This is a genomic window from Gaetbulibacter aquiaggeris, from assembly GCF_044003965.1.
Taxonomy (GTDB): domain Bacteria; phylum Bacteroidota; class Bacteroidia; order Flavobacteriales; family Flavobacteriaceae; genus Yeosuana; species Yeosuana aquiaggeris.
The window spans coordinates 83,668-106,672 of sequence record NZ_JBAWKC010000004.1 but is presented as its reverse complement, the minus strand read 5'-3'; the positions used below and the strand labels follow the sequence as shown (position 1 = coordinate 106,672).

Genomic DNA, 23,005 nt, shown 5'->3' with positions numbered 1-23,005 from the left:
ACATTTGTAGCGAGAGCGGGGCACGATCCCGCGACCTCCGGGTTATGAATCCGACGCTCTAACCAGCTGAGCTACCTCGCCATAATTGAAGGCTGCAAATATAAAAACAATATTATTGTCAACAAACATAACTTGTGCAAAATATTATTAATTTTTATTGTTAAACTTATCAATTTATGTATATATTGAGCAACAAAATATTTTATGTTACTTATGGACGATAAAGTGAAATTTGAAATAGAATTCCCTATACATGCATCACCTCAGTTATTATACCAATATATATCTACCCCTTCTGGTTTATCTGAGTGGTTTTCAGATAATGTAAACTCACGTGGCGAGTTATTTACATTTATATGGGATGACAGTGAAGAGAGTGCAAAATTATTAAGTAAAAAAAGCGGAGAGCGCATTAAATTCAGATGGCTGGCGGATGAAGAAGATGAGTTATCGACTTTCTTTGAACTCAGAATTCAGGTGGATGAAATCACCAAGGATGTTTCTTTAATGATTGTAGATTTCGCTGATGAAGACGAAGTTGAGGAAGCTAAAATGTTATGGGAAAATCAAATCTCCAGTTTAAAACAAGTTTTAGGTTCTTCTTAAAGAAAATAGGAGACTTTAATTTATATTTGTCCAAATGACCCTTTACCGGGCTTTTGGACTTTTTTTATGATTAATTTTAATGGACAGATAGTTGATAATAATACCTTATTATCAATAAATAACAGGGGCCTTAACTATGGAGACGCCCTTTTTGAAACGATAAAAACTTCTTATGGGAAGTTGTTGTTTTGGGAAGATCATTATTTCAGACTGATGGCTTCCATGCGTATTATGCGTATGGAAATCCCCATGAATTTTACCATGCAATTTCTTGAGGATCACATTCAAGAGTTGCTGCTGGCTAATAAGCTTCAAGATGCCTCTTCAAGGGTCAAGTTATTGGTTTACAGAAATGAGGGTGGTTTATATTTACCCACTACTAATGACATCAGTTTTGTGATTTCATGTAAAAAATTAGAAGATGATTTCTATCTTATAAAAGAAGGAGCTTATGAAGTTGATCTGTTTAAGGATTTTTATATCGCCCCCAATTTATTATCTACTTTAAAAACAAATAACAAGGCCATTCATGTGGTTGGGAGTATTTTTTCAGAAGAAAACAAGCTTCAAAACTGTTTATTACTGAATACAGATAAGCAGGTAGTAGAAGCTCTGAATGGGAACCTGTTTTTAGTAAAAGGAAATCTTATAAAAACGCCACCATTAGCAGACGGTTGTTTAAAAGGCGTCATGCGTCAACAAATTATTGAAATTTTAAAGACACTTTCTGAATATGAAATTCTGGAGACTTCCATTTCACCTTTTGAACTTCAAAAGGCCGATGAACTTTGGGTTACTAATGTGATTACAGGCATACAACCCATTACAAAATACAGGAAAAAGAGTTTTACTAATAATACCGCCAAACTGATATTACAAAAGTTAAATGTTAAAATGCGTTTGAATTAGTTGTAATTTGGGTTTTCAGGCGCATTGGACCAGATACTGTATTCCCCACCAAATTCCAGCATCTTTTCTTTCCAAAAAGATTCATAATCTTTTTCTATGATGGTTTTCTTGTATATGTTCTCAGTCACCACCCATGAACTTGATTTAAGTTCGGTCTCTAACTGATTCGATTTCCAGCCTGAATAGCCAAGAAAAAAACGGATATCATTTTCTTTGATTTCCTGTTTGGTGATCAACTCCGCCACTTTGTTAAAGTCGCCACCCCAGAAAATACCAAGAGAAATTTCAATACTATTAGGAATTAATTGCGGAATGGTATGAATGAAATATAAATTATCCTGTTCTACTGGCCCCCCGTTATACACTTTAAAGGTGGCCTCAACTTCTGGAACTAAATCATTGATGGTGTAATTAAGAGGTTTGTTAAGTATAAAACCGATGGATCCTTCTTGATTATGGTCTGCTAACAATACTATAGACCTATTGAAGGATATATCGCCAATAATAGCAGGTTCAGCAATTAGTAAATCACCTTTCTTGGGTTTTGTTGTTATCATAAAAAGAGGCGTTTGTTTATTAAAACTAACATATATTTATTTAAAATGCAATAAGTCAGATTACTTTTTAAACAAAAAATGCCTTCTGATGAGAAGGCATTTTATAAATATTAAATGAAGTTTATTAGTTTACTGCTCTAGATAAATCTGAACCAGCTTTAAACTTAACAACTTTTTTCGCTTTAATTTTAATAGTTTGCCCAGTTTGAGGGTTTCTACCTTCTCTTGCAGCTCTTTTAGAAACTGACCAAGAACCAAATCCTACTAAAGAAACTCTGTTGCCTTTTTGTAAAGCGCCTTCAATTTCGATTAGTGCACATTCCAAAGCTTTTTTAGCAGCTGCTTTTGTAATTCCAGCATGTTCTGCCATTGCATCGATTAAATCTGTTTTGTTCATAATATGAAATTTAATTATTAATAAATTGTTGGTTAAACATTTTTGTTAAATCCTTTACAAATTTATACGGTTTGTACAATCACGCAAGTAATAGCAAGGGAAATGCAAGCTAATGTTGATAACTTGCCACATTTGTTAATAAAGACACTGCATTTTATCGGTAATTTAAAAATATCAGTAAAATTAGGGGCTTACAGCATTTTTGCAGCAGCATCAAATTGATAGCCATTTAATAATGATTTTATATCCATATTTCGTTTGCCCGGGAGCTGCAATTCTTTAATGATAATAAAGCCCTTTTTAGTGGCCACTTTTAATTCCTGGTTAGCAGAAATAATTTGACCAGTTGAAAAAGTATGGTCTTTTATTTCATAATCGCTCTTTAATATTTTGACCGATACAGTGTCTCCTTTATTAATAAGGTAACACCAGGCCCCGGGATAGGGACTAAGGCCACGTATTTTATTGTATATATTCAATAAAGTATCGTTCCAGTCTATTCTACAATTCTCTTTATCCAGTTTATGAGCTGTTTTAATCGCTTCAGAATCTGTCTGAGGGGTTGTTTTAACGGGTCCTTTTTCAATTAAGGCCACTGTTTTAAGGACCAGTTTACTGCCTAGATCCATAAGTTTGTCATGAAGGTTTCCGGCATTCTCTTTTGAATCAATAGCCACACTTTCTTGAAGAATCATTTCGCCTGTATCAATTTTATCATCTATAAAGAAAGTTGAAACGCCGGTTTCAGTTTCACCATTCATAATAGCCCAATTAATAGGAGCAGCCCCTCTGTAATCAGGTAATAAAGAGGCATGTAAGTTAAAGGTGCCATATTCAGGCATTTGCCAAACGACTTTTGGTAACATTCTAAAAGCGACCACTATCTGAAGATTGGCCTTCAGGGCTTTTAAATCATTTAGAAACGTAAGATCCTTTAAGTTTGTTGGTTGAAGAACAGTCAGGTTTTGCGATTCCGCATAGACCTTAACAGCACTTTCATTGAGTTTTCTGCCTCTTCCTGCGGGTTTATCCGGCGCCGTAATAACCCCAACCACCTTGTAATTATTTTCTACTAAAGCTTTCAGCGTAGCAACCGCAAAATCTGGTGTTCCCATGAAAACAATTCTTAATTCTTTCATCTATGAAATAGTTTATAGGTATTTGTTTTTGTAATTGAAATGATTTGATGTTCTAACAATAATTGTAAGACCTTTTTCAGGTCCTTTTCAGAACAATCCAGTTCAGTGATCATCACCCTTGAGGAAACATCTCCATTTTCCAGGAGTTCAATTATTCGATTTCTTAAGGCTTTTAAATCCTGAGATCTAGTCGGTTTTTTCGTTTTCGTGCAGACCGAACAGATACCACAAGGGCTTATATTGGTCTCACCAAAATAGGAGAGGAGTTGCACGCTTTTACAAAGAGACTCATTTTTAATATAATCTAAAACGGCTTGAACCTGTAATTGTTTCAAATCATTTTGTTGTTCTATAACACTTGCGATGCGGTTGATGGTTTTATCGTCCTCACGTGGCTGAATAAAAGTAACCTGGGCATCGGTTTTTGCCAGGTTTAAAGTAATGATCTCATCCTTTTCTAATTGTTTTAATGCCGATATCAGTACAGGTTCAGCAACTGATGCTTTTTCTGAAATTTTAATCAGATTTATTTTAGTGTCATGTTCAAAAACACCACCATACATTCTTAAGATGGATTTCAAAATAATTTCAAAATCTTTATGTGTTTCTAAATAATCAAACACCACCGGATTTGTAGCAATGACCTGAAGAGACACCTGATTGTGAAACTGTCTGGATAAACTGATAATACTGGTTCTGTCAAGAAGTAACAAGGCATTATAGCATAACACCGTATTAAATTCATACACTTTACAAAAGGTATTAAAATCAAAATCATGGGTTGTAAACTCCCCTTCGCCAAAAGAGATCTGAAAATAGTTGCACAGTTTTCTATACACCTGTTTAATAAAATCAACCGTTGGTAAAACGTTTAAAAATTGATTTTTTATTAAAAGTTCATCGCTGTTATTTTTTAAAATCACCGCAAATGCCTTTTCTCCATTACGTCCGGCTCTTCCGGCTTCCTGAAAATAGCTTTCAAGACTTTCCGGTAAATTAAAATGGATGATGGTTTTGACATCTGGTTTGTCAATGCCCATTCCAAAGGCATTGGTGGCCACCATGACCTGTTTTTGGTCATTGAGCCATTGCTGCATGAACTTGTCTTTCTCGGCATTTGATAAACCGCCATGATAATAGGTAGCGGTAATGCCTTTGGACTCTAAAAAGGAGCTTATTTGAAGCGTTAATTTCCTGTTTCTAACATAGATGATGGAAGATGCTGTATATTTTTTTAAAATGCTTTCAATCCGATAATATTTGTCATCTTCATGAAGCACTAAATACCCTAAATTAGGTCTAGAAAAGGATTGTTTGAAGATTTTGGGTTGAATAAAATCTAATTCCTTGATAATATCCTGGACTACTTTTGGTGTGGCCGAGGCCGTTAATGCCACCACGTTTACACCAGGTTGCAGCTGTCTTAAAACAGTAATATTTTTATAGGCAGGTCTGAAATCATTACCCCAATGTGAAATACAATGGGCCTCATCAACAGCAATCAAATTCACATTCATTTGCCTGATGCGTTCCTGAACCAGTTCTTGCTGCAGGCGTTCAGGCGATAAATACAAAAATTTATAATTCCCATAAATGCAATTATCCAAAAGGGTATCTAACTGCTGTGGCGGGATGCCACTGGTGAGTGCCATGGCTTTAATACCTTGTTCCTGAAGTTTCTGTACCTGGTCCTTCATCAGGGCGATTAACGGCGAAATAACAATGCAAATACCTTCCTGTGCCAAGGAAGGAATTTGGAAACACAATGATTTCCCACCACCTGTAGGCAATAAGGCAAAGGTGTCTTCACCTTCAATAACCGCATTGATAATCTCTTCCTGAAGCGGCTTAAATTCAGTAAAGTTCCAATAACGCTCTAATATGTTAATAGGATGTTGCAAAAAATGTTTTATAGACTGTTAATAATAAAATGTGTTCTTTCCTGAATACTTCCAAACGGAACCTCTATAATGTTGTATCCTAATTTTATATAAACTGCTTCTAAAAAAGTATGAATTTTCACGGCTTCTTCAAAACTTTCAAATCGTTCATTATCTATTTCATAAATAGATTCCCAGGGTGGTAGTAAAAATACATGGTTATACTTATGATTGAGGCATACATTTAAAAAATCTTCACTGTAGGATTGATTAAAAAATGACATGTATGCCAACACATCAGGGATACCGCGATCAAAAAAAATGAGTGGTTTTTCAACGTCAAGCGCCTGTTCAAACTGATTTAAGCGCCCATTCAATAATCTGGTATTAAAGTCTAACGGATCACTTACAAAAGCAATAGGGTTTGAGATAGGTGTGGCATCCTCCTTTTCTTTTTTAGCTTCTAAAGTTAAAGAGCGTATAATTTCTTCAAAACAGTGATAGTCCTGGTTTTTCAATTCGTTAATAATTGAGGTTTTACCTGTTCCTGGTCCGCCTGTAATAACAATTTTTTTTCGATTCAATGCAGCGCTATTTGATTGTAAAATTCGGAATTTAAATGTTTAAAAAAAAATGTAAACAAAACTGTACCTTTGCAACTTATTAAATTATTATGAGCACAGAACAAAACCCTGAAGAATTTTACGAAAAATTAAAAGACCGATTGTATAAAACAAGTAGCTGGCCATCAGAATATTTGTATAAATTCATTATCAAATCCGATAAAAACAATCTGATAATTATAGAGGAGTTTTTTAATAATGTAGGAGCTGTTATTAATACTACTGAATCTAAAAACGGTAAATACACCAGCATCTCTATAAATCTGCTGATGAGCAATCCGGAAGCGGTTATTGAAAAGTATAAAGAAGTCATAAATAATGTAGAAGGCGTTATTAGTCTTTAGTTTTTTTTTGTACTTTTGAAAAAGCATAAATACTACATGCAACAATATATAATTCTACACACTTTATTTTGATTATAGACAATTTAGAATACAATACAGAACGTGAACATTTAATCATTCCGGAATATGGTCGTCATATGCAAAAAATGATTAACTACGCGAAAACACTTGAAACCAAAGAAGAACGCAACAAAACGGCAAAATCTATTATTGCTGTGATGGGAAATATGCAACCTCATTTAAGAGATGTGCCTGATTTCCAGCACAAACTATGGGATCAGCTTTTTATAATGGCTAATTTTGAATTAGACGTAGATTCCCCTTTCCCAATGCCTTCAAAAGAACTTCTTGAGTTAAGGCCGGACCCATTGGAATATCCTCAAAACTTCCCTAAATATCGTTTTTATGGAAATAACATCAAAACGATGATCGATGTGGCCAATACCTGGGAAGAAGGAGACCTTAAAGAAGCTCTTATCTTTACCATTGCCAACCATATGAAAAAGTGTTTTTTAAACTGGAATAAGGATACGGTTGAAGATGACGTGATTTTCAAGCATTTATTTGAACTCTCAAATGGAAAAATAAACCTTAAAAACACCGATGAAGATTTAACGGATGCGACCAGTTTAATGCGCACCAAAACAAAATTTAATACCGGAAGCAAAAAAAGCGGACATAAAAAAAGCTCAAATCGACCAAGAAAACGCTATTAAACTTATAGTATGGGAACATTTAAAATTGAAGGCGGCCATCAATTAAAAGGAAGTATCCAACCTCAAGGCGCCAAAAATGAAGCATTACAGATTCTATGTGCTGTATTGCTCACTCCAGAGGTAGTTACTATTCATAATATCCCAGACATCGTAGATGTTAATAAACTCATCAACTTACTCAGAAAATTAGGGGTTAAAGTCGAAAAGTTATCTCATGGTTCCTATACCTTTCAGGCAGACAATGTTAATTTAAAATATTTAGAATCAGAGGATTTTAAAGTAGATGGACGCGGTTTACGCGGTTCCATTATGATTGTTGGGCCATTATTAGCGCGCTTTGGCAAGGGTTATATCCCTAAACCGGGTGGTGATAAAATAGGTAGAAGACGCTTAGACACCCATTTTGAAGGGCTTATTAATTTGGGCGCCAAATTTGGTTACAGTAAAGAAGAACAGTTTTATGGTGTGACTGCAAAACGCCTAAAAGGGGCTTATATGCTTTTGGAGGAAGCCTCTGTGACCGGAACTGCCAACATTGTGATGGCCGCCGTTTTAGCAGAAGGCACTACCACTATCTATAATGCGGCTTGTGAGCCTTATTTACAGCAGTTGTGTAAAATGCTTAACAGAATGGGTGCCAAAATAACTGGTGTTGGTTCTAATATGCTGGTTATTGAAGGTGTTGAAACCTTAGGTGGCACCACACATACCATGTTACCAGATATGATTGAAATTGGTAGCTGGATTGGATTAGCCGCCATGACTAAAAGTGAACTCACCATTAAAAATGTGAGTTGGGACGATTTGGGATTGATTCCAAATGTGTTTAGAAAGCTGGGTATTACCGTTGAAAAGCGAGGCGATGATATTCATATACCAGCACATACTAATGGTTATGAAATACAAAGTTTTATTGACGGGTCTATTTTAACCATTGCAGATGCCCCATGGCCTGGATTTACACCAGATCTATTAAGTATTATTCTGGTAGTGGCTACGCAAGCCAGAGGCAGTGTTTTAATACACCAAAAAATGTTTGAAAGCCGCTTATTCTTTGTGGATAAATTGATTGATATGGGGGCTAAAATTATTTTGTGCGACCCGCACAGAGCGACGGTTATTGGTCATGACTTTAAATCGACTTTAAAAGCCACGGTAATGACCTCTCCGGATATACGTGCCGGTGTTTCTTTACTTATTGCTGCACTTTCTGCAAAAGGGACTTCTACTATTCAGAATATAGAACAGATTGACCGCGGTTATGAGCGCATTGATGAACGTTTACGGGCTATTGGTGCGAAGATTGAAAGGATAGAGTAACTTATTAGTTCCGGGTATAGTATTTACCTTGCCATGTATTTGTTGCTGACAATTTTTTGTCAATTTTTGCCACCATTTCAAAGTTTTTAAGACCGTTCCATTTGGGAGCTATCAATAAATCCAGAGGCGCTTCGCTAATAAACCGCTCTATTATTATATCAGGTCTTAGCAATTCTATAAACTCCGCTATAAACTCCACATATGTTTCACAAGTAAATAAATTAAAATTTTCAGGATTTTCTTTGAATTGATGCGCCATGACAGATTGTTTTACAATTTGCAAATGATGCAATTTTAAGGTGTTGATGGGTAGCTTAGAAATTTCCACTGCATGGTTTAACAAATCCTCTTTGGTTTCACCCGGTAAACCTAAGATTAAATGAGCACCTAAATGAAATCCTTTATTTGTGCACAGTTTATAAGCCGCTTTGGTGTCTTCAAACGTATGGCATCTGTTGACGGTTTTTAAAGTGCTGTTTAGGGTGCTTTCAACGCCAAATTCCAGAGAAATATAACTTCGCTTTGATAAAAACGACAGATATTCAATAATCTCTTCAGAAATACAGTCGGGCCTGGTACCAATAACCAGCCCAATCACACCAGGAAAACTCAAGGCTTCTTCATACATTTTTTTTAAGGATGCGATATCAGAATAGGTGTTGGTATACGCCTGAAAATAGGCGAAGTATTTTTGCGTTTTATATTTTTTAGTAAAACGCCGTATGCCTTCTTCTAATTGTTCTTTTATAGTTTTAGTAGAAATACAGTAATCAGGATTAAAAGTGTTGTTATTGCAGTAAGTACATCCTCCAAAGCCTTTGGAACCATCTCTGTTTGGACAGGAAAAGCCAATATTTAAGCTTATTTTTTGTACCCGTTCTCCAAAAGTGGATTTAATAAAAGAAGCGTAATCTAAATAACGTTTTCCTGTTACAGACATATTAAAAAATATACTGTAAAATTATTAAAAAATAAGGAAAAGGCGCTTATAATAAGTTTGTTATAAATTAAAGTTTAAGAGCGCTTCATGTTTAATAATTAGAATATGCTTTTATAGATTAATGATATCAACCAAAGAATGAAGTGATGGTTTTATCATTTAAATGCTTCTCCCAACCAGGCTTTCAGTTCAGAACTTATAGGATCTTTACTTACCTGCTCATGAATTCTTGCAGTAATAGTAGTCTTAATAGTTTTTAGTAGTTCCGGGCCTTCTCTCAAAATTTCCTTGATAATAGAATTACCTTCCACAAAGCCTATGGCTGCATCCATGGCTGTTGGGCTTTGACCTATTAAAGTGATTTTTTCAATACTGGCGTTTTCAAAACCTGCATTTTTAGTGTACTCCATAAGCTCATCGGGATTATTCATGGCAGCATACGCTTTTCCAAAATAAGCAGGAGGTTCGGTTTTTAAAAATTCTAAGATAGTTTGCTGGCTTATATGAAGTGTTATATTATTTTCTGCTTTGTCCCAGGTAAGAAATATGAACTGACCTCCAGGTTTCAAAACGCGCCATGCTTCGTTAAATCCTTTTTGTTTATCTGGAAGAAACATAAAACTAAACTGGCATATCACACAATCAAAACTATGATCAGGGAAAGGCAGTGATTGCGCATCAGCTACAAGAAATTCTACATTGCTGGCTTTTACTTTTTCTTTTGCAATCTCAAGCATATTCGGATTGATATCTATGGCATTGATCATGGCCTGAGTACCCATTTTTTTGGATAAGTGATTGGTGAGTCTTCCTGAACCAACACCAATTTCGAGTACTTTTTTTGGATAGCCTTTTATCCTGGACGTTACATACACTGCATATGGTTCGTAAAGATAAGGGCCTAAATATTTTTCGTAAACCCCAGGTATTGTTTTTTCAAAGGGAATATTTCTTTCTTCCATTATAAATCGGTTGGTTACAATACCGCTAATCTACAAAAAAGAATAAAGTTTAGATAAAATTATATTTGGTTCTCATAAACTAATGTACCTGAAGGCTTCTTATTGCAGGGCCTCTTTATAAACCTTTAAACAGCGCTCTCTGGCAAAAGCATGGTCCACAATGGGAATAGGATAGGTGAGTTCTTGAAAATCTGGCACCCATTGTTTGATATATTCTAAATTTTTATCAAACTTTTCAATTTGTGTGGTGGGATTAAATATCCTAAAATAAGGCGCGGCATCCACCCCGCAACCAGCAACCCATTGCCAGTTACCCACATTGCTGGCCAACTCATAATCATGCAGTTTTTCTGCAAAATAGGCTTCACCCCAACGCCAGTCTATCAATAAATGTTTGCATAAAAAGCTACCCACCAGCATGCGCACCCGGTTGTGCATAAAGCCGGTTTTATTCAATTGTCGCATACCTGCATCTACGAGCGGATACCCTGTTTTGCCTTCGCACCAGGCTTTGAATTCTGATTCATTATTTCGCCAGACAATACGGTCGTATTGTGGTTTAAAACTTTGGGTCACTGAATGAGGAAAATGCCATAATATTTGGCTAAAAAATTCACGCCAGATCAATTCCTGCCAAAAGATCTCGTTTTTTTCAGCAGTCGCTTTTTTTACCATCGCACGGATACTCACCGTTCCAAAACGCAAATGCGGTCCTAATCTTGAGGTGCTGTCTTGCGCTGGAAAATTACGGGTGGCTTCGTAGTTTTGAATCAATTCAGGTGTCACTGAATAATTTCTTATTTTCTGGGATGACGTTTTAAATCCCATTTCTGATAAGTTGCTATGAGCCAAAGGAGTGTGCTTAACAAGCTTAAATAAATTTGGTTTTGTATCATATGTTTTTAAAGATTGATTGCTAAAATGGTTCTTCCACTGTTTCATGTATGGGGTGTACACCAAATAGGGAGTTCCATCCCCTTTTACGATGTCGTTTTTTTCAAAAATAACCTGATCTTTATAGGTTTTAAAATCGATATTTTGTTCTTTCAAAAAATCTTTAACCTCTTGATCACGTTTGATGGCGTAGGGTTCATAATCATGATTGGTATACACCGTCTCGATGTGATAGGTTTGAACAAGTTGTTGGTATATTTCAAGGGGTTTCCCAAAATAGATAGAGATACCACTTCCATCATCTTTTTGAAGTTTTTCATTAATGGCCTGAAGTGTTTCATAAATGAAGGTCACACGGGCATCATCCTTTGGGAGCCGTTCTAAAATGTCAGAATCAAAAATAAAAATAGCCAGAACCTGATGCTCACCTTGCAAAGCTTCATACAATCCATGATTATCATCCAATCTTAAATCTCGTCGGAACCAAAAAATATTTAATGTTTGTTTCATGGTTTATAAACACCAAAGAGTTCTTCTAACTTTTTGGTTCTATAATTGAAGATTTCCTCCAGTTTAGGCTTTACTAATATGGGGTGCACCAATTGACCAAGAATACCAAGTGGCACTTTGTAATCTATAATATCTTCCATTTCAACACCCCCTTTTATTTGCTTTATAAAATGTTTGTGATGCCATAAGGCATAGGGGCCAAACCGTTGTTCATCAACAAAATAATGCTTATCAACGGTATGTGTAATTTCAGTAACCCATTTCGTTTTAATGCCTAGAACAGGGGTGACTATATATTGAATAATCTGACCGGCATACATGGGTCTGTCAGCACCGGAAAGAATATGGAAGCCCATATATTCTGGTGTAATGGTCTTTAGGTTTTTTGGATCTGACAAAAAATCCCAGGCCTGTTGTAGAGTTATTGGTAAGTTTTGTTTTTTGTGTAAGGTGTAAATTTTCATTTTAATTATATAAAAATATGTAGGCGTTTAATGAGCTGGCAACTAACAACCATAAAAAATAAGGAAGTATTAAAAAACTCTTAATCGGCAAGAGTTTCCTGAAGTTGAATAATAAGGCAGCTACTATGAATGTGAGCGCCAGAATAATTAGTAATCCAAATCCAACTAAATGCTGATTAAAAAAAACATAATTCCAACTAACATTTAAAATAAATTGAACCGTGAAAAGTATTTTAACTCGGGCGCTGGGCTCGGCTAAAAATAAATAGGTCATGTAGAACGAAAAACAAAACATGATGCTTGTCCATGCAACACCAAAAGCCCATCCTGGGGGGGTCCAGGGTGCCTGATTGAGTTGCTGATACCAGTCTGTTTGTGGTCCATTGTTCATGAGTAAAGTCCCGATGGCTAAGGCTCCAAAATTGATAACTAAAAACAGGACTACAAATTTTAACTGTTTCATTAATTAGAATTTAAACTATCTATTTTGTTTAAAATTTCTTGCGCTTCTGCAAATTTTTGATCACTTTTTTTACGGTTTACATTTAAAAGTGAATGCCATTCTTGCATTAGTAACTCGTACTTTTTTTGAAGTTTTTCAGCTTCAGGTTTTGTTTTAAATAGAGAGAACATATGTTGTTATAGTAAGTGTTTTGTTATTTTATCACTCATAGGATTGGTGATTGAAAAGTAATAATCAATCAAATGACCATTGGTGCCAATTAAATATTTTTGGAAATTCCATTTTACGGTGGAACTGGACTGCCCATTTTTAGCCTGATCCGTTAACCATTGATAAAGGGGATGTTGATCTTTTCCTTTTACATCCACTTTCTCCGTCATTAAAAAGCTTACCCCATAGTTCACCTGACAAAAGGACTCTATCTCTTTAGCGGTGCCAGGTTCCTGATTGCCAAATTGATTGCAAGGAACCCCTATAATCATCAGCTTGTCCTGATATTTGTCATGCAATTTCTGTAGATCTTCATATTGTCCAGTAAAGCCGCATTTAGAGGCCACATTAACAAATAAAATATATTTTCCTTTGTAATCGGACAGATTAATTGGTTGACCGGCTAAACTATTTATTTTGATATCATAAATAGATTCTGTTGGTGATGTTTGTGACATAGATTTATTGAATATTGAAAACATAAGGCAGCATAGTATTAATCGTTTCATAATTTTATAGTTTAAAGGTAACAATACCGCAATCCATTTCAAAGATTTGACCAGAAATAGATGCCGCTTTTTCAGAAATTAAGAATGCAGCCATTTCTGCCACCTCTGAAGGATTTAAGAATTTTTTTAATGGGTGACGCTCGGTCATGGCTTCAATCATTTTTTCATTTCTAAGTAGTTTAGAAGCCAGATCAGTATTAGTAACCGTAGGAGCAATGGCATTAATCCTCACTGTTGGAGCCAATTCTGCACCCAAAGATTTAACCAAGCCTTCCACACCAGATTTTGCAGTGGCAATACTGGCATGAAATGGCATTCCTAACTTGGCCGCTACCGTGCTAAATAGGACAATAGAGGGATTTGTACCATTTTTAATAACAGGTAGATATTTTTGAATGGCTTTAACCGCACCTAAAACATTAATTTCAAAATCTTCCCTAAAATCTTCTAGACTAAGTCTTGATATGGGTTTTAAATTGATACTGCCAGGGCAATAAACAAGGGCATCAGCACTTGAAATTTCAGGTAATTCATCATTTAAAACATCGCAAGTAAAATGTACCAGGTTATTATGTTGCTGCTCTGGAACTGTTCTGCTGATGTTGGTAACTTTATGCTCAGCTAACAAGGTTGTTAGCAGGGCATTTCCAATACCTTTACTGCCTCCTATGATTATGATATGTTTCATTAATTGTTTATATAACTTTGTAATTCTGCAATTTTTTGTGGCGAATTAAACGCACCTCCATAAAAAGAAGTTACTGTAGCAGAGGTGTCATCTTTAATACCACGCGAAGAGACACAAAGGTGTTTAGCATCAATGATGACGGCAATATCATCCGTTTCAAGAATTTGCTTTAGGTCATTAGCGATTTGATTCGTTAAACGCTCTTGAACCTGAGGTCGTTTCGCATAATATTGAACAATGCGGTTTAATTTTGAAAGCCCAATCACTTTCCCGGAAGAAATATAGGCGATATGCGCTTTACCAATAATGGGCACAAAATGGTGTTCACAATTAGAATAAAAGCTGATATTTTTTTCCACCAACATTTGATTGTATTGATACTTATTATCAAACAGAGCTACTTTTGGCTTATTCGCAGGATTTAACCCGGAAAAGATCTCATCTATATACATTTTCGCCACTCGTTTGGGTGTCCCCTTTAAAGAATCATCTGTTAAATCTAATCCCATCACATTCATGATTTCTTCAAAAAGAAGGGCGATTTTTTCTTTTTTTTCTGAATCTGATAATTTAAAAGCATCTGATCTCATGGGTGTTTCTAAGCCCGTAAATAGATGGTCGTCTCCAATTTCATCAAATGAGAAACCATTTAATTTGTGCCCGTTCTTTTTTAAATTTTCTTTTAATGTTTCTAATATCATAGCAATCTTTTTTATTTGCTGTCATTAAGTACTCATCTCTTAAAGCAAAGCAAGGTTAACGTTTTGAAATTGAGTTATGTGTAATTTGTTTTTGTCTGTAGCATTTAAAGCGCCCTTTTTCAAATTCTCTTAATTTTTCATGTTTGGTAGCACGTCCTTGAACACGTTTACGCCACATTTTAAAACTACTGGGCTTCATTTCGCGACGCATCAATGTGATCACTTCTTGTTCAGATACATGAAACTGAAAGGTTATGGCTTCAAAGGGAGTCCGGTCTTCCCAGGCCATTTCAATTATTCTGTCAATATCATTTACCGTTAGCTCCATTAAATTCCAATAAATTCATATTGTTTTTCAAACGTAACTTTTGAACTAAGAAGCTTGTCAAAGAAGGATTTATTTTCTTTAAAAGTGATGTTATTTTTAAAATGAATAAATTTTCCTTGTGCATGAATGCTGCTGCCGTTGGTTTTATAAATAACCAAATGATAAAAGGGCACTACCCATGTGTAATTTTTTAAACCTTTATTAATTCTCACGAGCAAACCATTGGGTCTTAACTCAAGATTGGCATAAGTAACATCTTCCGTGGCATTTAAATAGTTTTTAAAATTCGGACTGGCATCATCTATGATCATTCTTTTGGATCCAACACCTTTCATTTTGAATGATTCCAGAAAGGAATAAGATTTACCCACTAAGTCATTAATTAGTTGGTCATTACTCTTGTTTGAATATGTAGTATCTAATATCATCTTGTAAATATACACAAATCTACAGAATGTTTAACCATATATTTAAAACGTTAAACAAAAATTAACATTTCTAATGATTTTACCCAAGTTCTTAGCCGCATTATGACATAAATCATACTCTATTAGCTGTGTTACAATTACATTTGTTTTTAGAAATAAAAGGATCATATGAAAAGTTTATTATTAGGTAATGAAGCACTGGCTCAAGGCAGTATTGATGCCGGCTTATCTGGAGTTTATGCTTATCCCGGAACCCCTTCTACTGAAATTACTGAATATATACAAAGGTCAAAACTTGCTAAGGAATTAAAGATACACACTACCTGGTCTGTGAATGAGAAAACGGCTATGGAGTCTGCTCTAGGAATGTCATATACAGGTTTAAGAGCCATGGTTGTGATGAAGCATGTGGGATTAAATGTGGCTTCAGATGTTTTTATGAATATGGCCGTTTCAGGAATTAATGGAGGACTTGTGGTGGTTGTGGCAGATGATCCTTCCATGCACTCTTCACAGAATGAACAAGATTCAAGGTTTTATGGAAAATTTGCCATGATACCCATACTGGAGCCTTCAAACCAGCAAGAGGCTTATGATATTATGTATGATGCCTTTGATCTTTCCGAAGAATTAAAACTACCGGTTTTATTAAGAATGGTAACCCGTTTATCTCATTCGCGTGCGGGTATTGAATTACGGGAAAGAAGAGCTCAGAATATGATGCAATTACCTGATGATACTTCGAGGTTTGCATTAATTCCGATGAATGCCAAAAAACAATTCGATAAACTGGTTAATAAAAAAAGTCTTTTAATTGAGATTTCTGAGAACTCTGCCCTCAATAGTTTAAAGTTGAGTGAAGACAGAGATATTGGTATTATTGCCTGTGGTATCGCTTATAACTATGTGATGGAAAATATAGGTGATGATATTGATTATTATTCTATTTTAAAAATATCACAATATCCTTTACCTAAGAAAAAAATTAAAAAGTTATATCAGCATTGTCATAAGGTTTTAGTAGTAGAAGAGGGATATCCTATAGTAGAAGAATTGTTGCACAATTATTTTGATGAGAATGATAAAATAAAAGGTAGATTGACTGGAGATATACCGCAAACAGGAGAGCTAAACCCTAATATAGTTGCCAATTCATTAGGTATTTTTCAAGCAAGTCCAAAAGCTATCCCGTCTATCGTTGCACCCAGACCTCCGCAATTGTGCGAAGGCTGCGGACATACCGATCTTTTTAATACTATTAATGAATTGATCCCTGAAATTGGGAATAAAAGCGTTTTTGGAGATATAGGTTGTTATGCTTTAGGCGCTTTACCTCCTTTAAATACCATAAATACCTTAATAGATATGGGAGCTTCCATTACTATGGCAAAAGGTGCCACAGATGCCGGATTAGAGAATGCTATTGCAGTAATTGGAGATTCTACTTTTACACATTCCGGAATGACCGGATTATTAGATGCTGTTTTTGAAAATTCACCTATTACCGTGATTATCTCTGATAATTCTGCCATCGCTATGACCGGCGCGCAAGAATCAAGTGCGGTAGGAAGATTATATAATATATGCCTGGGTCTTGGCGTGCATCCAGATCACCTTAAGAAAATGGTTCCTTTAAAGAAAAATCATGATGAAAACGTAGAGCTCTTGAGAAATGAGTTAAAATACAAAGGCGTTTCCGTTATTATTTCTGAAAGAGCTTGTGTTCGATTATCAAGAGACCAAAAAGAAGAAATTAAAGCTAAAATCGCTTCATTAAGCTAAAATAAAAGAATGAAAACAAACATTATATTATCGGGTGTTGGCGGACAAGGTATTTTAACCATTGCAGCGGTATTAGATACGGCTGCATTAAGTGAAAATTTGTTTGTAAAACAATCTGAAGTTCATGGAATGAGTCAACGTGGTGGTGCCGTGCAATGTCATGTTAGAATTTCTGATAAAGAAATATTTTCTGACCTCATTCCTGAAGGGAAAGCGGATCTCATATTATCAGTAGAACCTATGGAATTATTGAGATATATACCCTTTTTAAATAAATATGGCTGGTTGGTTACAGACTCACATCCCTTTATTAATACAGATAACTATCCAGAGAAAAATGATTTATTAGAACAAATTAAAAAGCATCCGTATCATGTCATTATAAATGCCACAGATGTTGCTAAAAAAATAGGTAATTCAAAAGTGGCCAATATGGTATTGCTTGGCGCTGCTGCTTCTATTATTCCCTTATCAGAAAAAAGTCTACTGGATGCCATCAAAAAACTATTTGAACATAAAAGTGAAAAAATAATAAGCTTAAACTTAGAAGCCTTTTTTGAGGGAAAAAGAATAGCCAAAGAAATGACAGATTTGGCTGCCAATAATTAACTTTATATAGCAATTAAGAGCTTTTAACTTTCGCATTTTTAAGTACCTTTTTTACGGCCTTGGCTAATATAATGACTCCTTTTTCAATGCTGTCTTTTGGCATATTTGAAAATGAAAGTCGCAATCTATCATCTTTTATACTGGCCGGATCAAAGGTTCTTCCGGTTACAAAGACAACACCATTGGTAACACTTTCTTTGAATATGTCTGTCGACTTTATATGAGAAGGTAACTTTAGCCAGATGTAAAAACCTCCTTTTGGCTCATTCCAGGTGACTGTATTTGGCATATATTTTTCAAGACTCTGTTGAAGTAAATTTTTTCTTTCTAAATATTCACTTCTCAAGAATTTTAAATAGGATTCTAATTTATGTTGTGCTAAAAATTCATTACCTAATATTTGCATGAAATTAGAAGTACAGGCATCTAAAGCCTGTTTTATGGTTTCTGCTTTTTCGAATATTTCTGGTGAAGAAAGCATATAGCCTAATCTGAAACCCGGACCGAGAATTTTTGAGAATGAACCTGTATAAATAATGTCTACACCCTGAATACCAAATGATTTCATGGGTTTGGTTAGATATTTTTCATCTTCATTAAAATACAAATCACTATAGGCATCATCTTCCAATAAAATAATCCCTGTACCCGATAACACCTCCAAAAGTTCTTTTTTTCTTTCAGGTGTGTAAATAATACCAGCCGGATTGTGATAATTTGGTGTGACATATAAAAACTTGGGGGTTCGGTCTAAAGAAGTGATTTTTCTTTTTAAAGCCTTGATATCTATACCATCTTTGTCAATGGGAATGCTATGTATTTCAGCACCGAAGGTTTCAAAAACGGATAAAGCGCCTACAAAACAGGGGTTTTCAGTTAATACGATATCACCTTCGTTTATAAATTCCTGAGTAATAATAGATATGGCTTGCAGAGAACCTGTAGTGATTAAAATTTTATTGTCTTGGACTGGCAATCCTTTCTTTTCTAAATAGCTTTGCAATGATTTTATTAAAGGTGGGTAACCAGAGGTTGGTCCGTATTGAAAGCATAATTTTTTAATGTCTTCTGGTAAAGAATTGTAAATGTCATCAATTTGTTTTACTGGAAATAAATCATTATTCGGCATGCCACCTGCAAATGAGATCACACTTTTTCCAGAAGCCTGCTTCATTAATAATTTAATGTCTTCTGAATGCATGGAATTTACTGCGTTTGAAAATGCATACATAAGCTAAAATATATTATCTGTCTTTTCAAAATAACAAAAATTAAATAAGATAGATTGTGATAAATGTCAGCTAAAATCCTATTTTAAATTGCTTACTTTACAATTATTACATGTTCTCTATTTATGCTTCATCCAAAATTAATTCATCCAGAAAGTATTGTTGTTATTGGGGGTTCTGATAATGTTCAGAGTCCGGGAGGCAGCGTGTTGAAAAATTTGATTGATCACAAATACCCTGGACAGTTGTATGTAGTTAATCCAAAGCAGGAAATTGTTCAAGGAGTAAAATCTTATAAAAATTTAAATGAGTTACCTAAGGTAGATTTGGCAATAGTGGCTATTGCAGCAAAATATATTCCTGAAGCTATCCGGATTTTAGCACAGCAGAAGGAGACCAAAGGATTTATCGTTTTCTCGGCTGGTTTTAGTGAAAAGGATGAAAATGGGACCAAACTGGAAAAGGAAATCGTTGAATTAATAAATATCGCGGGAGGCAGTTTATTAGGGCCTAATAACATAGGCTTAATAAACCAATATTATACAGGAGTTTTTACAAGACCGATACCGAAGTTAGATAAAAAGGGCGTGGATTTTATATCGGGTTCAGGCGCCACAGCCGTATTTATTATAGAGGCTGCAGAAAGTATGGGGCTCACTTTTTCAAGTGTTTATACGGTTGGAAACAGTGCTCAAATAGGAGTGGAAGAGGTTTTAGAGTATTTAGACCAGTCTTTTGAAGAAGATAAAAGTTCCAAAGTAAAACTGCTTTATATTGAAAGCATTAAAGATCCGCTTAAGTTTTTAGAGCATACCGCTTCATTAATAAGTAAAGGTTGTAAAATAGCCGCTATTAAGGCGGGAAGTTCAGAAGCAGGGAACAGGGCAGCCTCTTCACATACAGGCGCTATAGCCAATTCAGATGTTTTTATAGACGCCTTATTTAAAAAGGCAGGAATCATACGTTGTTATGGCAGAAATGAACTTATTACTGTTGCGGGCATCTTATTACAAAAGGGATCTAAAGGAAAAAATATAGCTATCATCACCCATGCCGGTGGTCCTGCTGTGATGTTAACGGATGTCTTGTCAAAAAACGGATTACAAGTTCCTTCTTTAAAGGGAACCCATTGTAAAACATTATTAGGTGAGTTGTTTGAAGGGTCTTCAGTTACTAATCCCATTGATTTTTTAGCTACTGGAACCGCCCAGCAATTAGAAACCATTATTGATTATTGCGAACATAAATTTGATGAGATTGATGCTATGGCTGTCATTTTTGGCAGTCCGGGGTTAAGCTCTGTTTACGATGCTTATGAAGTGTTACATAATAAAATTAAAACATGTAAAAAGCCCATTTATGCCATTTTACCATCAGTTGTGAATGTAAAAAATGAAATGGATGCGTTTATTAAGAAAGGAAATATTGTATTTAATGATGAAGTTTTATTTGGAAAGGCTTTAGCTAAGGTGTCTAACTATACAATAGTTCAAGATAAAGTTCAGACTTTAGAATTAAAATCATTAAAAAAAGTAAGAAAACTGATAGATGCGCTTCCAAATGGATACATGTCTTCAGAAACAGCTTTTAAATTATTAGACTGTGCAGGCGTCAAAATGGCCGCTCAAAAATATGCCAGAAATAAAACAGACCTTCACAAAGTTTCAGAGACACTAAAATACCCGGTTGTATTAAAAGTAGAGGGGCCTTTGCATAAATCAGACGTTGGAGGTGTTATTTTAAATGTTTCAAATGAAAAAGAACTTCATGATCATTTTGATAAATTAATGCAGATTGATGGGGCTAAATCTGTGCTGATTCAGCCTATGATAAGCGGAATGGAAATTTTTATCGGCGCTAAAAAAGAAGGAAATTATCCATCTATAGTACTTTGCGGACTTGGAGGTATTTTTGTTGAAGTATTAAAAGATATCAGCGTAAATATGGTTCCTATTTCAAATAAGGAAGCTCTAAATATGATTAGTAGTTTAAAAGCCTTTCCTGTTTTAAAAGGTATCCGAGGTAAAAAAGGAATAAATATTCAGGCTCTGGCCGAAATGATAACGAAAGTCTCTAAATTACTCATTTTGGCTCCGGAAATTTCCGAATTAGATATTAACCCTTTATTAGCTTCTGAAAATGATTTAATTGCGGTTGATGCCAGAATTTGTATAAAAAAAGCATAGAATCACTTAATTTTTTAACAAAGTCTTTGTTTCAACATTAGATGCGTGCTTTTTCAGGATGCGTTTACGTTCTGTTTTTACCTGATTATTTTTGCTCATATTCCATAGTGTATCACTGGCCTTTTTTCTGGTTTCTTTTATGTTTACAATGGGGTATGGGTAATCTTTCCCTAATTTAAAGTTATTAAAAGCCTGATCTAATTCTGTCATTAAATAGGGTTGATGTGCAAATGGGATGTCTAAACCCTTTAATTCAGGGACCCATTTTTTGATAAATGAAGCATCCGGGTCATGTTCCAGGCTATTTTTTATGGGATTATATATTCTTAAGACATTGGTGCCTGTTTCGCCAGCTTGCATTTGCAGTTGCGGGAAATGTATGCCAGGTTCAAAATCAAGAAACATTCGTGATAAATGCTTTGAGGCGTCTTGCCAGGGTTGCCATAAATTATGAGTAAAAAATGAAACTACTAAGGCTCTCATTCTAAAATTCAAGTAACCGGTTTCATTTAAACACCTCATAGAGGCATCAATTAAAGGATATCCAGTATATCCGGTCTTCCATGCTTTTTGGAATTCTAATGACACCTCTTTTTTTAATTTTTGAAAGCCTTTATTAATACTTTCCTTTTCCATGGTATGCTCCATTTCAAATTTTTGAACAAAATGAGTCTGCCAACGCAATCTGGATGTAAAGGCATCAATAGATCTTTTATGCTTAGAAGTTTTCTTTTGTTCTTGAGCAAATTGATATACTTCTCTAATTGATAAATTACCCCAGGCTAAATATGGTGATAACCTACTGCAGCTCATTCTTGACATTTCGGGTTTTGAAATATGAAACACATATTTTTCATGTCTTTTGTCAAAAAATGAATTTAAATATTTTATTCCCATAGTACGACCACCTTTTTGAAATGGAGATGAGTCATCTGTTTCTAAAGACTGAGGCGTCAATTTATTTTCCAAAGATTCAATGTCCTCTATGGGTACTAATTGATTTTCTTTTGGCGAGAATGAAAGCGTTTGGGAATCAAAGTAGGTATTACTTTTTTCTAACCAATATGCTCTGTCCTTCATACCGCGATAAACACCATTGTTTATTGATTCATGCCAATCAATGAGGTTGTTTTTGCAATATCTGTAAAACGATTTATCTCTATCATAGGTTACTAAAATTCCAGTTTCTTGATGAGAATACACATCAGAAATTTTATAGTTTGACTGTAATTGATTGACCACCGCAATAATATCAGATTGTACGATTAGTATTTTAGAATTATAGGGAATTAATTGCTTATTTAGATCTGACAAAGATTCTTTAATGAAATTCCAATGACGTTGGCTATAATGAGGATCATTCATTAATAATTCTTCAAAAACATAAAGAAAGAGCACTTCTTTTCCTGAAGATAAGGCGTTAAATATAGCCTCATTATCCTCAAGTCTTAAATCTCTTTTTAACCAAACTAAGCTGATTGTGCTTTTCTTCTTCTGCATTTTTCACTACAATATTTAACATTTAGCCAATTCTTTTCCCATTTTTTTCGCCAGGTAAAAGCTAAACCGCAAACACTACAAAGTTTTTGTGGCAGGTATGACTTATTCATT

At 34.9% G+C, this 23,005-nt stretch carries 27 protein-coding genes and 1 tRNA gene; 8 read left to right on the top strand and 20 right to left on the bottom strand.

Features of this window, described 5'->3' with window-relative positions; genetic code table 11:
- Positions 1-7: 7 nt before the first annotated feature.
- Positions 8-81 (bottom strand) — tRNA-Met (locus tag V8G56_RS12265).
- A 132-nt stretch (positions 82-213) separates the two neighbouring features.
- Here V8G56_RS12265 and V8G56_RS12260 point away from each other — a divergent pair.
- On the top strand, positions 214-606 hold the full coding sequence (locus V8G56_RS12260; RefSeq protein ID WP_395438974.1) for an START-like domain-containing protein: 393 nt from the start codon (positions 214-216) through the stop codon (positions 604-606).
- A gap of 66 nt (positions 607-672) precedes the next feature.
- Entirely contained in the window at positions 673-1,515 is an 843-nt protein-coding gene (locus V8G56_RS12255) for an aminotransferase class IV (protein WP_395438743.1), read from the top strand.
- Here the strand turns inward: V8G56_RS12255 and V8G56_RS12250 are convergent.
- The 5 genes from V8G56_RS12250 to V8G56_RS12230 all read right to left on the bottom strand — a co-directional run bounded on the left by V8G56_RS12250 (position 1,512) and on the right by V8G56_RS12230 (position 6,072).
- Positions 1,512-2,072 (bottom strand): YqgE/AlgH family protein, encoded by a 561-nt coding sequence (locus V8G56_RS12250; protein ID WP_395438742.1) that lies wholly within the window; start codon positions 2,070-2,072, stop codon positions 1,512-1,514. The genes V8G56_RS12255 and V8G56_RS12250 overlap by 4 nt on opposite strands.
- Positions 2,073-2,196: 124 nt before the next feature.
- On the bottom strand, positions 2,197-2,469 hold the full coding sequence (locus V8G56_RS12245) for an HU family DNA-binding protein (RefSeq protein WP_166963467.1): 273 nt from the start codon (positions 2,467-2,469) through the stop codon (positions 2,197-2,199).
- A 191-nt stretch (positions 2,470-2,660) separates the two neighbouring features.
- On the bottom strand, positions 2,661-3,608 hold the full coding sequence (gene fmt / locus V8G56_RS12240; RefSeq protein WP_395438741.1) for a methionyl-tRNA formyltransferase: 948 nt from the start codon (positions 3,606-3,608) through the stop codon (positions 2,661-2,663).
- Positions 3,605-5,509, bottom strand: coding sequence for a RecQ family ATP-dependent DNA helicase (locus V8G56_RS12235; RefSeq protein WP_395438740.1), 1,905 nt, complete (start codon positions 5,507-5,509; stop codon positions 3,605-3,607). The genes fmt and V8G56_RS12235 overlap by 4 nt, the downstream gene beginning before the upstream one ends.
- An 8-nt stretch (positions 5,510-5,517) precedes the next feature.
- Positions 5,518-6,072, bottom strand: a complete 555-nt coding sequence (locus V8G56_RS12230; RefSeq protein WP_395438739.1) for an AAA family ATPase — start codon at positions 6,070-6,072, stop codon at positions 5,518-5,520.
- Between the two features lie 89 nt (positions 6,073-6,161).
- Between V8G56_RS12230 and V8G56_RS12225 the strand changes: the two genes are divergently transcribed.
- From V8G56_RS12225 to murA, 3 genes are all read left to right on the top strand, one after another.
- Positions 6,162-6,455: a DUF493 domain-containing protein gene (locus tag V8G56_RS12225; RefSeq protein WP_395438738.1), complete on the top strand. Its 294-nt coding sequence runs from the start codon at positions 6,162-6,164 to the stop codon at positions 6,453-6,455.
- Between the two features lie 71 nt (positions 6,456-6,526).
- Positions 6,527-7,171: a DUF4290 domain-containing protein gene (locus V8G56_RS12220; RefSeq protein ID WP_395438973.1), complete on the top strand. Its 645-nt coding sequence runs from the start codon at positions 6,527-6,529 to the stop codon at positions 7,169-7,171.
- Between the two features lie 9 nt (positions 7,172-7,180).
- Positions 7,181-8,491, top strand: coding sequence for a UDP-N-acetylglucosamine 1-carboxyvinyltransferase (murA, locus tag V8G56_RS12215; protein ID WP_395438737.1), 1,311 nt, complete (start codon positions 7,181-7,183; stop codon positions 8,489-8,491).
- A 4-nt stretch (positions 8,492-8,495) separates the two neighbouring features.
- On the opposite strand, the gene V8G56_RS12210 is transcribed toward murA, so the two are convergent.
- The 11 genes from V8G56_RS12210 to V8G56_RS12160 form a co-directional block, all read right to left on the bottom strand.
- A complete protein-coding gene (locus V8G56_RS12210; RefSeq protein ID WP_395438736.1) occupies positions 8,496-9,431 on the bottom strand; it encodes a TIGR01212 family radical SAM protein in 936 nt (311 codons plus the stop codon).
- A 155-nt stretch (positions 9,432-9,586) separates the two neighbouring features.
- Entirely contained in the window at positions 9,587-10,393 is an 807-nt protein-coding gene (locus V8G56_RS12205; protein WP_395438735.1) for a class I SAM-dependent methyltransferase, read from the bottom strand.
- Between the two features lie 99 nt (positions 10,394-10,492).
- The gene (locus V8G56_RS12200) at positions 10,493-11,797 is read right to left on the bottom strand and encodes a cryptochrome/photolyase family protein (protein WP_395438734.1); all 1,305 of its coding nucleotides are present in this window, start codon (positions 11,795-11,797) and stop codon (positions 10,493-10,495) included.
- Positions 11,794-12,261, bottom strand: coding sequence for an SRPBCC family protein (locus tag V8G56_RS12195; protein WP_395438733.1), 468 nt, complete (start codon positions 12,259-12,261; stop codon positions 11,794-11,796). The genes V8G56_RS12200 and V8G56_RS12195 overlap by 4 nt, the downstream gene beginning before the upstream one ends.
- 1 nt (position 12,262) lies before the next feature.
- On the bottom strand, positions 12,263-12,724 hold the full coding sequence (locus V8G56_RS12190; RefSeq protein WP_395438732.1) for a TspO/MBR family protein: 462 nt from the start codon (positions 12,722-12,724) through the stop codon (positions 12,263-12,265).
- Complete coding sequence (locus tag V8G56_RS12185) at positions 12,724-12,894, bottom strand: Lacal_2735 family protein (protein WP_395438731.1); 171 nt, start codon at positions 12,892-12,894, stop codon at positions 12,724-12,726. Before V8G56_RS12185 ends, V8G56_RS12190 begins: the two co-directional genes overlap by 1 nt.
- Before the next feature lie 6 nt (positions 12,895-12,900).
- Complete coding sequence (locus V8G56_RS12180; RefSeq protein ID WP_395438972.1) at positions 12,901-13,416, bottom strand: glutathione peroxidase; 516 nt, start codon at positions 13,414-13,416, stop codon at positions 12,901-12,903.
- Between the two features lie 31 nt (positions 13,417-13,447).
- Positions 13,448-14,131, bottom strand: a complete 684-nt coding sequence (locus tag V8G56_RS12175; protein WP_395438730.1) for an SDR family NAD(P)-dependent oxidoreductase — start codon at positions 14,129-14,131, stop codon at positions 13,448-13,450.
- Positions 14,131-14,832 (bottom strand): GTP cyclohydrolase I FolE, encoded by a 702-nt coding sequence (gene folE / locus V8G56_RS12170; protein ID WP_395438729.1) that lies wholly within the window; start codon positions 14,830-14,832, stop codon positions 14,131-14,133. Before folE ends, V8G56_RS12175 begins: the two co-directional genes overlap by 1 nt.
- Before the next feature lie 55 nt (positions 14,833-14,887).
- Positions 14,888-15,160 carry a TIGR03643 family protein gene (locus tag V8G56_RS12165; RefSeq protein WP_395438728.1) on the bottom strand — a complete coding sequence of 91 codons (273 nt, stop codon included), beginning with the start codon at positions 15,158-15,160 and terminating at the stop codon, positions 14,888-14,890.
- A complete protein-coding gene (locus V8G56_RS12160; RefSeq protein ID WP_395438727.1) occupies positions 15,160-15,588 on the bottom strand; it encodes a hypothetical protein in 429 nt (142 codons plus the stop codon). Before V8G56_RS12160 ends, V8G56_RS12165 begins: the two co-directional genes overlap by 1 nt.
- 168 nt (positions 15,589-15,756) lie before the next feature.
- On the opposite strand from V8G56_RS12160, the gene V8G56_RS12155 reads away from it, so the two are divergent.
- Positions 15,757-17,370, top strand: coding sequence for a thiamine pyrophosphate-dependent enzyme (locus V8G56_RS12155; RefSeq protein WP_395438726.1), 1,614 nt, complete (start codon positions 15,757-15,759; stop codon positions 17,368-17,370).
- A gap of 9 nt (positions 17,371-17,379) precedes the next feature.
- Entirely contained in the window at positions 17,380-17,979 is a 600-nt protein-coding gene (locus tag V8G56_RS12150) for an indolepyruvate oxidoreductase subunit beta (protein ID WP_395438725.1), read from the top strand.
- Positions 17,980-17,992: 13 nt separating this feature from the next.
- On the opposite strand, the gene V8G56_RS12145 is transcribed toward V8G56_RS12150, so the two are convergent.
- On the bottom strand, positions 17,993-19,180 hold the full coding sequence (locus tag V8G56_RS12145) for an aminotransferase-like domain-containing protein (protein WP_395438724.1): 1,188 nt from the start codon (positions 19,178-19,180) through the stop codon (positions 17,993-17,995).
- A gap of 153 nt (positions 19,181-19,333) precedes the next feature.
- On the opposite strand from V8G56_RS12145, the gene V8G56_RS12140 reads away from it, so the two are divergent.
- Positions 19,334-21,394, top strand: a complete 2,061-nt coding sequence (locus V8G56_RS12140; RefSeq protein WP_395438723.1) for an acetate--CoA ligase family protein — start codon at positions 19,334-19,336, stop codon at positions 21,392-21,394.
- A 6-nt stretch (positions 21,395-21,400) separates the two neighbouring features.
- On the opposite strand, the gene V8G56_RS12135 is transcribed toward V8G56_RS12140, so the two are convergent.
- Entirely contained in the window at positions 21,401-22,894 is a 1,494-nt protein-coding gene (locus tag V8G56_RS12135; protein WP_395438722.1) for a cryptochrome/deoxyribodipyrimidine photo-lyase family protein, read from the bottom strand.
- On the bottom strand, positions 22,864-23,004 hold the full coding sequence (locus V8G56_RS12130) for a DUF2256 domain-containing protein (protein ID WP_331628973.1): 141 nt from the start codon (positions 23,002-23,004) through the stop codon (positions 22,864-22,866). Before V8G56_RS12130 ends, V8G56_RS12135 begins: the two co-directional genes overlap by 31 nt.
- Position 23,005 lies beyond the last annotated feature (1 nt).